General features: G+C 64.2%; 14 protein-coding genes. 4 read left to right on the top strand and 10 right to left on the bottom strand.

Going from position 1 to position 9,991, the window contains the following annotated elements; all coding sequences use genetic code 11:
- Window positions 1-50 precede the first annotated feature (50 nt).
- The 3 genes from V5A53_RS09900 to V5A53_RS09890 are packed head-to-tail and all read left to right on the top strand — an operon-like array spanning window position 51 to window position 1,832.
- On the top strand, window positions 51-962 hold the full coding sequence (locus V5A53_RS09900) for a signal peptidase I (RefSeq protein WP_332313444.1): 912 nt from the start codon (window positions 51-53) through the stop codon (window positions 960-962).
- Window positions 959-1,690 carry a hypothetical protein gene (locus V5A53_RS09895; protein ID WP_332313443.1) on the top strand — a complete coding sequence of 244 codons (732 nt, stop codon included), beginning with the start codon at window positions 959-961 and terminating at the stop codon, window positions 1,688-1,690. Before V5A53_RS09900 ends, V5A53_RS09895 begins: the two co-directional genes overlap by 4 nt.
- On the top strand, window positions 1,683-1,832 hold the full coding sequence (locus tag V5A53_RS09890; protein WP_332313442.1) for a hypothetical protein: 150 nt from the start codon (window positions 1,683-1,685) through the stop codon (window positions 1,830-1,832). The genes V5A53_RS09895 and V5A53_RS09890 overlap by 8 nt, the downstream gene beginning before the upstream one ends.
- 95 nt (window positions 1,833-1,927) lie before the next feature.
- Here V5A53_RS09890 and V5A53_RS09885 read toward each other — a convergent pair whose 3' ends face one another.
- From V5A53_RS09885 to proS, 3 genes are all read right to left on the bottom strand, one after another.
- The gene (locus V5A53_RS09885; RefSeq protein WP_332313441.1) at window positions 1,928-2,239 is read right to left on the bottom strand and encodes a HalOD1 output domain-containing protein; all 312 of its coding nucleotides are present in this window, start codon (window positions 2,237-2,239) and stop codon (window positions 1,928-1,930) included.
- Window positions 2,240-2,360: 121 nt separating this feature from the next.
- A complete protein-coding gene (locus V5A53_RS09880; RefSeq protein ID WP_332313440.1) occupies window positions 2,361-2,837 on the bottom strand; it encodes an Lrp/AsnC family transcriptional regulator in 477 nt (158 codons plus the stop codon).
- An 89-nt stretch (window positions 2,838-2,926) separates the two neighbouring features.
- Entirely contained in the window at window positions 2,927-4,387 is a 1,461-nt protein-coding gene (proS, locus tag V5A53_RS09875) for a proline--tRNA ligase (protein ID WP_332313439.1), read from the bottom strand.
- 99 nt (window positions 4,388-4,486) lie between these two features.
- Between proS and V5A53_RS09870 the strand changes: the two genes are divergently transcribed.
- Entirely contained in the window at window positions 4,487-4,945 is a 459-nt protein-coding gene (locus tag V5A53_RS09870) for a GNAT family N-acetyltransferase (RefSeq protein WP_332313438.1), read from the top strand.
- Here the strand turns inward: V5A53_RS09870 and V5A53_RS09865 are convergent.
- The 7 genes from V5A53_RS09865 to V5A53_RS09835 form a co-directional block, all read right to left on the bottom strand.
- A complete protein-coding gene (locus V5A53_RS09865; RefSeq protein ID WP_332313437.1) occupies window positions 4,927-6,363 on the bottom strand; it encodes a DASH family cryptochrome in 1,437 nt (478 codons plus the stop codon). The genes V5A53_RS09870 and V5A53_RS09865 overlap by 19 nt on opposite strands.
- A 72-nt stretch (window positions 6,364-6,435) precedes the next feature.
- On the bottom strand, window positions 6,436-6,657 hold the full coding sequence (locus V5A53_RS09860; RefSeq protein ID WP_332313436.1) for a DUF2061 domain-containing protein: 222 nt from the start codon (window positions 6,655-6,657) through the stop codon (window positions 6,436-6,438).
- Window positions 6,658-6,771: 114 nt separating this feature from the next.
- Window positions 6,772-7,092: an AzlD domain-containing protein gene (locus V5A53_RS09855; RefSeq protein WP_332313435.1), complete on the bottom strand. Its 321-nt coding sequence runs from the start codon at window positions 7,090-7,092 to the stop codon at window positions 6,772-6,774.
- The gene (locus tag V5A53_RS09850) at window positions 7,089-7,775 is read right to left on the bottom strand and encodes an AzlC family ABC transporter permease (RefSeq protein ID WP_332313433.1); all 687 of its coding nucleotides are present in this window, start codon (window positions 7,773-7,775) and stop codon (window positions 7,089-7,091) included. Before V5A53_RS09850 ends, V5A53_RS09855 begins: the two co-directional genes overlap by 4 nt.
- A gap of 71 nt (window positions 7,776-7,846) precedes the next feature.
- Entirely contained in the window at window positions 7,847-8,563 is a 717-nt protein-coding gene (locus tag V5A53_RS09845; RefSeq protein WP_332313432.1) for a DUF4382 domain-containing protein, read from the bottom strand.
- Between the two features lie 79 nt (window positions 8,564-8,642).
- Window positions 8,643-9,242: a DUF4382 domain-containing protein gene (locus tag V5A53_RS09840; RefSeq protein ID WP_332313431.1), complete on the bottom strand. Its 600-nt coding sequence runs from the start codon at window positions 9,240-9,242 to the stop codon at window positions 8,643-8,645.
- A gap of 137 nt (window positions 9,243-9,379) precedes the next feature.
- Window positions 9,380-9,919: a cupin domain-containing protein gene (locus V5A53_RS09835; protein WP_332313430.1), complete on the bottom strand. Its 540-nt coding sequence runs from the start codon at window positions 9,917-9,919 to the stop codon at window positions 9,380-9,382.
- Window positions 9,920-9,991 lie beyond the last annotated feature (72 nt).

Genomic DNA, 9,991 nt, shown 5'->3' with positions numbered 1-9,991 from the left:
ACCGACGTCGACGAATCGACCGACCAAAATACTACCAGTGGAGCAAATCAATGAAACCAACCTTTCGGACCGTGGCGAACGTACTCGCCGTATTGCTGTTGATCGCGGTCGTCGCGCCGTTCGTCGTCTACGCGGTTCCCGAGACGGTCGGCGCCGACCACAGTTTCGTCGTCCTCACGGCGAGCATGACCCCGGCTATCGCCCCCGGCGACGTCGTCATCGTCGCGGACCGCGACCCGGCGACGATACGGACGGGCGACGTCATCACGTTCACCCGCGGGACGAGCGAGATACCGGTCACGCACCGAGTCACGGCGGTGCTCGACGAGCCCGGTGGGCTAGCGTTCGAAACGCAAGGTGACGCCAACGACGGGCCGGACGCATCGCCCGTTCAGGCCACGAGCGTCGTCGGCACCGTGATACTCACGATTCCGTACATCGGGTACGTCGTCCAGTTCACGAACTCGCCGTACGGGTTCGTCGCGCTCGTCGTCCTTCCGCTGGGACTGTTCGTCGTCAACGAACTGTGGTCGCTCTACCGCCACCGGGCGCCGGGCTCGGATACGACCGACGTGCCCGACGACCCCGCCGAGGAGGCCGCCGACGGAGCAGGCGAAAACGCAGCGACCCCTCCAGCCGACGGCTGGTTCCTGATAACGACCCGCTCCCTCGAAGGGGCGTTCCTCGTGTTGGTCCCGCTCGGGGCATACAGCGGCTACGTCGCCTACACGTGGCCGACGGCGGGCACTATCGCCGTCGCCTTCGGGACCACGCTGACCGCTCTCGGACTGCTCGTGGTCCTCGTGGCCGCACGCCGGAGTGCAAGCGTGAACAGGGACGGTACCGAGATGGACCCGCTCGCGGCCGGGAGCGACTCCGACCGACCGGCCACCGACGGCGGCGTCGACGGAGACGGCGCTGCCACGCCGCCGACCGACCGAGTGATGGAGGAAGAGGAATGACCGCTCGGAGTCAGGGATTCGGCGTGCTGACCGTGGTTGCGATAGTTGTCTTCTCGCTCGCGGCCGGCGGTGGGTTCTACACCGTCGGACTGTTCTCCGACGAAGGCAGCGTCGATGGGAGTTTCGCGACTACGGGAACCTTCAGTCCCATTGAAGAGGAGACCACCGGCAGTGACGATGGTCCGGTCGGCATCTCCTCGGCCGGCGACGACACCAGCGTCGCCTCTCCGACGGCCCCGAGCGAGGATGGTGACGTTCCGACGGACGGAAACGAGTCCGATGCCGACGACGCCGACGATGTCCCGACCGATGGGAACGAGACGACGGTCACTGAAGCCCCCGGCGATGGAGGTGACGATGCCGAAGACGGTGCTTCATCGGACGGTTCCGACACCGACGAGGGTACGGAACAGCCGACCGACGGTACCGAAACGGCAGATCACGACGACGAGAACGGTGAAACCGACCCAAGCGGTGACGTGAACGAGACCGACACCCCCGACGACAGCACGGACACCGAAACCAACAGCACGGACACCGAAACCGACGGAGACGCCGACGGTCCCGGAGGAACGGTCGACGATGGCTCGGACGGTACCGACGGAGAGACCGACGACGACGCCGATTCGGACGGCAGCACTACGGACGGCGAAACCGAGAGTGACGAAACGGCCGACGAACCGAACAGTGACGAGACGACCGACGAGTCGGAGACGGACAGTGCGTGAGCGCTGTGGGTTCCTCGACTCGACCCGAGGGCTACTGTCGCTGTGGCGGCCGGCCCCCCGGATTCGAAAACGGACCGTCCTGTTCGTGCTGGCCGTCTTGCTCGTCGTTCTCGCGTCCTGGGGCTACGTATACGGCCCCTGACGACCGACGCTGCGATGTTCGCTCGTGACGGTCGAGCACCCGCTTGCCGTCGTTTGAGCGTCGAGCCACGATGCCATCGACGCGACCGGTCCTCGTCAGTCGGCCGAAACCATCAGGTCGTCAGTGGCAGCAGAAGTGACGGTAACCGATTGTTCGGCGTCCGCGGGGTTCGAAGCGGCGACGTCGCCGTTCCCATGAACCGTGACGTGACAGCCATGAAATTCGAAGGAGACCTGGAAAGACCGATCCGACGTCTGTTCGATCAGCGATTCGAGGGCATCCGGGTCGACCGTTTCGTAGAGGGGTGGCGATACCTCCATCGGTGAGACATCGTTTGCTTCCGCGACTGCGAGAACGACCCGCTCGGGTACAGTTAGCTTTTCAATGCCGCTCATGGAGCCTGGCATGACTGATCGTTCACCCCTCTCGCAAAAACCATCATCGGAAAACGGAGTTCGTCCAGAATCACCCGGCGAGATCCAACATCAGACCACCGAGACGATTGGTTTCAAGCGGAGAGATGGGAAATTACTCGCCGGTCGTATATTTCTCGCCGAAGTGGTTGAAAACGTTCCCGTAGACCGCCTCGATGAGTTCCGTGTTGGTGATCTCGATGCCGAGTTCGTCCAGTTCGTTGGAGACGTCTTCCAGGCGCTCCTGCGTCGGCGCGACCAACTCGACGTGGATTCTGGCCGGTTCGGCCAGCAGTTGCCGGACGGATATCACGTTCTCCACCTCGCTTATCTGCTCGACGACCGTCTCGTCGGTCTTCGGGGCGAGCTTGCAGATGAGCAGGATATGCTGGTCGAGGCCGGCTTTCTCGTAATCGATTCGTGGCCGGTACCCGGTGATGATTCCACGTGCTTCGAGTTCGTTGATTCGTGCCGCCACGGTACTCGAGGCCAACCCCACGCGGGTGCTTATCTCGCCCGTCGTGATGTTGCGGGCATCAGACTGGAGGAGATGGAGAATGGCTGCGTCATCGCGGTCGAGATCGCCCTGCATACCCGCTGTTGCCTGCCCGCCACATTTGGCTCTATTTACCGGATTGTTACCAGCCGCCGCAATCAGCAAAAATCGGGTATTCGTTGCCCTCAGTAGCTCTTGGCGAAGTAGGCCGTCTCCACCGATTCCTCGCCGCAGACGCCGCAGGTATCGTGAACGGGTTCGTAGTCCTCTTCGAGGGGTAACATCACGATCTCGGCGGCGATTTGGTCCTTGATCTCGGCCTCACAGGCCTCATCGCCGCACCAGCCGGTCTTGACGTAGCCGCCGTGCTTGCCGAGCGTGCCGAGGATTTCACCGCGGCCGTGGGCCTCGCGGATGTTGTTCTCGAGGGTCTCCTCGGCGTTGGCGTAGAGTTTCGCGTAGACCGTATCGAGGGCGTCCTGAACGGACTCGGTAATGGCCTCGCGGTCGGCGACCTCGCTTTCCCCGTCGGGGCGGTGGACCAGCGTGGCTTCCTCGTCGTCGACCTCGTTGGGGCCGATCTCGATGCGGAGGGGAACGCCGTTGAGTTCGTGCTCGTTGAACTTGAAGCCGGGATTGCGCTCGTCGCGGTCGTCCAGTTCGACGCGGAACTCCTCGTCGAGTTCGGCGGCGAGGTCGGCGGCGTACTCCTTGACCTCGTCTTCGGTGTCGGACTGCCAGATGGGGACGATAACGACCTGCGTGGGCGCGAGTTTGGGCGGGATGACCAGTCCCTGGTCGTCGGAGTGGGTCATGATGAGCGCGCCGAGTGCGCGCCACGAGAGGCCCCACGAGGTGGTGTGGGCGATGCGTTCCTCCTCGTCCTCGTCGGTGTAGGTGATGTCGAACGCCTCCGCGAAGGAGGTCCCGAGGTGGTGGGAGGTGCCGGCCTGTACGGACTTGCCGTCGGGCATCAGCGCCTCGATGGTCGTCGTGGTGTCGGCGCCGGGGAACTTGTCGTGTTCGGGCTTGCGACCGGTCATGCCGGGGATGGCCATGACCTCCTCGTAGAGCCGTTCGTACTGGCCGAGGCGGGTCATCGTCTCGTCCCACGCGTCCTCGCCCGTGGCGTGGGCGGTGTGGCCCTCCTGCCAGAGGAACTCCTTGGTCCGGAAGAAGGGCTTGGTCTCGGTGGCTTCCCAGCGGACGACGCTACACCACTGGTTCAATCGGAGCGGGAGGTCCCGGTAACTGCGGACCCACTCGGCCATGAACGGCGCGATGATGGACTCGCTGGTCGGTCTGACCGCGAGACGTTCGTCGAGTTCGTCGTGGCCGCCGTGGGTCACCCACGCCACCTCGGGGTCGAACCCTTCGACGATGTCCTTCTCCCGTTCCAGATAGCTCTCGGGGATGAAAAGCGGGAAGTACGCGTTCTGGACGCCCGTCTCCTTGAACCAGCCGTCGAGGTGGTCCTGCAGGCGCTCCCACAGCGCGTAGCCACGGGGGCGGGTGATGATGAAGCCACCCATCGGGGCATAATCCGCGAGACCGGCCTTCTGGACGACTTCGGCGTACCACTCGCCGGGGTTGTGCTCCTTGGACTCGGTTATACCGAGCTCCTGCGTTCCCGATTCGTCGCTCATACCTCAAAATCCCGCAGGCGGCTATTAAACCCGGCGTATCGTCGGGAGGGATTGCCACGGGGTGGAAAACGGTTTAAGAGCAGGGGACGCTCCGCCGACATGGACGTCGTCGAACTCGACGCCGCCGACGCCGAGGCGCTGTGTGACCTCTACGAGGACTACGAATGGTGTACCGACCGCGACCCCGCCGAGGTTCGGCAAGCCATCGACAACAGCATCACCCTCGGCGCGTGGGACGACGGCCGCCTCGGCGCTTCGGCGCGCATCCTGACCGACCGGACCTACTACGCGAAGATCTACGACGTCATCGTCGCGGCCGACGAACGCGACAGCGGCATCGGCGAGGAGTTCATGGCCGCCGTCGTCGACCACGAATCGATCGCTGACCTCGACCCGGCGCTCCTCTGTCGGGAAGGCCTGATTCCGTTTTACACGAGTGCGGATTCGAACGCATCGAGCAGACGACCGATATCGCGGGCGAAGAAGAACCGTTCGTCCACATGCGTTATCACCGATAGCGTCGTGTCGCCGCTGAGTACTCACCGCAGTTCCTCGTAGCGTGCTTCGAGGTCCAACATCGGTTCGGGGTAGTCGATACCCAACTGGACGCCGTAGTCGGCTTGTTCCTCCTCGGACAGTTTCCACGGCCGGTGAGCGTACTCCGGCGGTAGGTCGGCCAGTTCCGGCAGCCACGTGGTGACGTACTCCGCGCCGGCATCGTAGTATTCGGCCTGCGAGAGGACGTCGAAGAAGTTATCCCGCGAATCGTTGCCGACGCCGGCCTGATAGGCCCAGTTGCCCCAGTTGGAGGCCACGTCGTAGTCGACGAGGAGGGATTCGAAGTAGGCCGCACCCCACCGCCAGTCGACGTTCAGGGCGTCGACGAGGAACGACGCGGCGTTCTGCCGACCCCGGTTGGACATGTAGCCCGTCCGGTTCAACTCGCGCATGTTGGCGTCGACGAAGGGGATACCCGTCTCGCCGTTGGCCCACCGCTCGAAGGCGCTTCGGTCGTGGTCCCAGTCGGCCGAGACGTCACGTATCCCGGTCGACCCGAAGAAGTCCGCGCCGTGTTTGGCGAACTGGAACTGGAAGAAATCGCGCCACACCAACTCGAAGACCAGCCAGTAGGTGTCCTCGTTGGCGACCCGTTCGTCCTCGTAGCGTTCGACTTCCCGGTGAATCCACCGCGGCGAGAGACAGCCCGCGGCCAGCCACGGCGAGAACTTCGACGAATAGTCAGCACCGAGCAGGCCGTTTCGAGTCTCCTTGTACTCGCGGAGGTGGTCGCCCTCCCAGACGTAGGCGTCCACCCGTTCCATACCGGCCGACTCGCCGCCTTCGAAATCGAGAACCGACCGGTCGTCAGTTGGTGGTTCCTCGACGCCGAGGGCCGAGAGTGTGGATACCTCCCCGGCATCGACAGCGTCGAGATCGTCGGGCGTCCGCACAGACGCCGGCACTGGAATCGGGTCGCGAACCTCGGTTTCGGCTTCGACCGTCTTCCGCCACGGCGTGAACGTATCGTCGATGGCCTCGGGCGGCGTCGGCAGGTCGTCAGGGTGATACAACGTGTGCGTCCAGCGCGTTTCGAAGTCGATTCCCTGCTCTGTGAGTTCCTCGCGGACCGCTGCTTCTGCCGCGAGTTCCTCCGTCGCGGGTTTCGTCTGTGCGAAGACGGCATCGGCATCGACCGCCGCCGCGATATTCGGGACGACTGCTTCGGCACGGCCCTCCCGGACCAACAACTCACCCCCACCTTCTCGGAGCGATTCGCGTAGGTCGAGTACCGCTTCGCGGCGGAAGCGCGTCCGATGAGACGCTTGCTTGGTGGGGCCGTACTGGCTTTCGCCTCGCCACCGCGGGTCGAAGGTGTAGACGGGGACGACGTGGTCGGCCGCCCCGACGGCGTCGGCGAGCGTCGGGTTGTCGGCCACGCGAAGGTCGTCACGGAACCAGACGACAGCCGTTTTCATGAGTCATATAGGGTCCAGCGCCGCAAAAATCAGGGGAAAGCGGAAGCGGGTCGACCTCCGACGATGACCCCGTTAGACGCCCCAGTCGATGCGGTCCCATGCCCGCTCGTAGGCAAAGTAGGTCCCCGTCTTCACGACGTTGGCGACGAGGCCGATGCTCAGCGCATCCCCTACGTCGCCGACCACGAGAAACGCGATGGTGACGGTGATACACACCATGAAGAACCGGTAGCCGAGCGTCTTGACGACCGCCCGCGAGAGGTGCTGATGGGGACGCTGGCGTAACCTGCCCATACAACCAGTAACGGGGCCAGCGTTATAATCATAATCCATTACTCCACACTATTTTGAAACTAATATCAGTTAACCCAGTCAGGGCGATTCCGAGGAGAGCCGATAGACGACACGTCAGAGCAGGCTCTGGAGGGCGACCAGCGCGACCATGCCGACCGTGATGGTAGCGAAGATATTCTCAGTACGCCAGGCGACGACGGCGGCGAGACCGGCCGCGAGCAGGCGTTCGTTGCCGACCGAAACCGCGGTCGACCCGTCGACGATGACGACGGCGGGGACGACCAGTGCAGCCAGCACCGCCGGCGGGACGAAGCGGAGAGCACGCTCGATGGACTCGGGCATCTCCGAGATTCGCTCCAGAAGGAAGATGAAGGAAAACCGGATCAGGAACGTCCCGACGCCGATGGCGACGATGGCGGGCCAGACGGCGGTCATCGCTTCCACCCCGCTTCGACGACCAGTCCGGCGACGATACCGACGACCGCGCCGGTGATGAGCCCGAGGTTCAGCGGCAGGTCGGCACCGAACGTCGCTATCGAGCCTCCGACCACCGCCGCGAGCGCGCTAGGCGAGTCGGTTATCGAGGGGACCAGCAACGCCAGGAAGGTAAGCGGGACAGCAAAGCCCAGCGGCAGCGACTCGGGCACCTGCGCCCCGACAACGATGCCGACGGCGGTACAGATCACCCAGACCACCCACAGCGGCGCCGCTGCACCGAGATAATACGCGGCCCGGTCGATGTCGTCGTCCGTCCGGAACCGGGTAATCGATAGCGCGTACGCTTGGTCGGTCAGCAGGTACGCAAGGGCCGCCCGGAGTCGCGTCGAGAGCCCGCGGAAATGCGGCGCAATCGAAGCGCTGTACATCGTCATTCGCAGGTTGATGACAAGCGCCGTCACGACGACGATCAGGGCCGGTGCGTCCTGCCCGAGCAACTCGATTGCGGCCAGTTGCGAGGCGCCGGCGAAGACGATGACCGAAAGCCCCATCGCTTCGAGGCCGGAGAGCCCAACCCGGACGGCTGCAGCGCCAGCTACCAGGCCGAAGGGGACGACGCCGAGGAGAACGGGAACGACGGCGCGGGCGCCGGCGAGAAACGAACCGCGGCGAGATGGCATGTCGGCCGGTACCCACCGACGGTTTAGGAGCCTTGCCGTTTCGGCCGGAAGAATGGAACTCGGCGTCGGCGTCAGGCGTCGGTCTCGTTCGTCGTGTCCGTCCCGTTCGTCGCGTCGGTCGACGTCCCCGTCTCGACGTCCTCGTATTCGACCTCGACGCCGTCAGCGACCGGCTGGAGGATGTAGCTGTTCTGCTGGCCTCGTTTAACCGGCGTGAAGTCCGCGGTGAAGACCGTCCGGGTGTCCGCGCGGATCTCGAAGGACTCGTTGAACTTCAGCGGCGCGTTGCCGGGCGTATCCACCTCGGCGTCGCCACCCTCCTTGAGCGTCCCGTCGACCTCGGAGACGGTCAGCTTCATGTACTCGTATTCGCCGGTATCGATCTCCCGCTCGTCGATCAGTTGCGTGTTGCCGTCCTGCAACTCGACGAGGTCGGCCTCGGCGGAATCGACCTCGTAGACCTCCTCGCTTTCATCCTCGTCGTCCTCATCATCGGCCTCGGTGTCGGTGGATTCCGCCTCGGTTCCCTCGGGCGTGTCGGTCCCCTCAGCAGTGTCCTCATCACCGTCGTCCTCCGTATCGTCGTCACCGTCCTCCGACGGCTTGAGTCGGATCCCGGTGATGGTGACGACACAGGATTCGAAATCACCGATATCACCGGGTTGGTCGGTGACCCGCGTAGCGAGTGTTCCGGTCCCGCTACCGCCGTTTCCATCGCCGAGACAGCCTGCGAATGCCGATCCGACCACGGCACTACCGGTCGCTACGAGGTATTCTCGTCGTCTCATATACGACAGGTTCGGGGTTGGCGCGTCATATGTTTGCTGGCCGTTCCGCGCAAAAACTGCGATACCTGACCCGGGGAGGCTATGCCTCGTAACCGACCGCGGTACTGTCGGCGACCGGTCGGAGAACGTAATGGGTCTCCTGACCGTCCTCCGTCTCCTTGGTTTCCTGCATAGGCGCGAATCCGGCCGTGAAAAGCGTCCGCGTCCCCGTCCGAAGCTCGAAGGCGGCGTCGAACTCCAGCGGCCCGCCGCCGGGCGTCGCCACCTCGACGGTTTCGCCGCCTTCGAGCGTCGCATCGACGTTCGAGACGACCAGTTTCAGGTATTCGTATTCGCCGGTCCCCAGTTCCCGCTCGTCGATGCGTTTCGCATTGCCGTTCCGAAGTTCGACGAGGTCGATTTCGGCATCGGCCACCTCGTAGGCCTGCTCGCCCTCGACGGTCGGGGCTTCGGCAGCTATCGTCCCACCGCCGGCCGTCTCCGTCTCGCCGTCGCCGCCGGTCGAGGCCGACATGACCCGGAGTTCGGTGACCGTGACGATACACGACTCGAAATCGCCGATATCGCCAGTGGGGGGCGCGACCTGCGTGACGAGGGTGCCGGTCGACCCGCTGAGACACCCTGCCAGCGCAGTTCCCACGGCTGCGCCGGCCGCCGTGAGAAACGCTCGTCGTTGCATGTCACAAGGGTTCGGTAGACCGTTTCAAATGCGTGTCGGGTTCTCCGTATCGCCAGTAATACGGGCGGTTGTAACGGGTTCCCCGCGGTCACCGACCCATAGGATAAATCGCCGCTTAGGGACTACGACAGTCCGTATCAGGCGATTCGCATCTCGTTGCCGCATTCGTTACAGTAGATGACGAAGTCCCCGTCGGGCTCTTCGACGCCGTGGGAGGTCACTTCGTCGCATTCGGGACACGGCGCGAAGGATTCGAGGTCGGTCCAGTTGTGCCGGCTTCCGGGCGCCGCCACGGCGAGGCCGACGACCCTCCCGTCGCTTTTGTTCCGGCCGCACTGGAACTCGCCGGGCTCGAATCGGATGACTTCGCCGGCGCTCACCTCGGTCTCCGCTCTGTCGGTGCCGTCTCGCGGGTCGCTATGCTCCCCGCTCGACCCATCCGAGCCGCGTTGCGGCTCGCGGTATTCGAAGGTAGCGGTCCCCTCGATGACGTAGAACAGTTCCTCCTGGTCGTGGTGGGTGTGGAGGCCACCGGAGAACTGCTCGCCGGGGTCGAGTTCGTAGTGGACGGCGCTCATATGCTCGGCCCCGACGGCGTCGGTGATCGACCGTCGCTCCCGGTTGACGCCCATCGGGTGCGGCTCCGCCTCGATATCGTCGATACTGACGCGTTCCATAGGCCTCGGTTGTAAGCATTATGTGAACTACCCCACCCTACTCGCTCACCGCTGACGCGGTTCGCTCCTTGA

This window comes from Natronomonas sp. (assembly GCF_036625485.1).
Classification (GTDB): Archaea; Halobacteriota; Halobacteria; order Halobacteriales; family Haloarculaceae; genus Natronomonas.
This window is presented reverse-complemented; position numbering and strand designations above follow the sequence as displayed.